1 protein-coding gene is annotated in these 653 nt (G+C 66.5%); it reads right to left on the reverse strand.

The window, feature by feature from the left end:
• Window positions 1-653 (reverse strand): 2Fe-2S iron-sulfur cluster-binding protein (locus tag HPC46_RS34610; protein ID WP_179476467.1); only part of this gene is annotated, 653 nt, incomplete at both ends.

The following is a 653-nucleotide window of genomic DNA, read 5'->3' on the forward strand; positions in this document are numbered from 1 at the left end:
TCGGTGCGCTGGGCGCACCCGGAGGCGCAGTGCTCGCAGACGCTGGGGCTGGACACCAGATCGAACGGGCGGGCCCGGAACCGGTAGGCGGCCCCGGTCAACGCCCCGACCGGGCAGATCTGCACCGTGTTACCGCTGAAATAGGAATCGAACGGCTCACCGGGGGCGATGCCCACCTGCTGCAGCGCGCCGCGTTCCAGCAGCGAGATGAACGGATCGCCGGCGATCTGCTCAGAAAACCGCGTGCAGCGGGCACAGAGCACGCAGCGTTCCCGGTCCAGCAGCACCTGACTCGACAAGTGAATTGGCTTCGGATACGTCCGCTTCGCCTTGTCGAATCTGGTTTCCGTGCGTCCGCTGCTCATCGCTTGGTTCTGCAGCGGGCATTCCCCGCCCTTGTCGCACACCGGGCAGTCCAGCGGGTGGTTGATCAACAGCAGTTCCATCACGCCGTGCTGCGCCTTGTCGGCGGCTTCGGAGGTGTACTGGGTGCGCACCACCATGCCCTCGGACACCGTGGTGGTGCAGCTGGCCATCGGTTTGCGCTGGCCTTCGACCTCGACCAGGCACTGCCGGCACGCCCCGACCGGATCGAGCAGCGGATGATCGCAGAACCGCGGGATCTGCACACCCATCAACTCCGCGGCGCGAAT

Origin of the sequence: Mycolicibacterium vinylchloridicum (assembly GCF_013404075.1) — a bacterium.
Lineage (GTDB): Bacteria > Actinomycetota > Actinomycetes > Mycobacteriales > Mycobacteriaceae > Mycobacterium > Mycobacterium vinylchloridicum.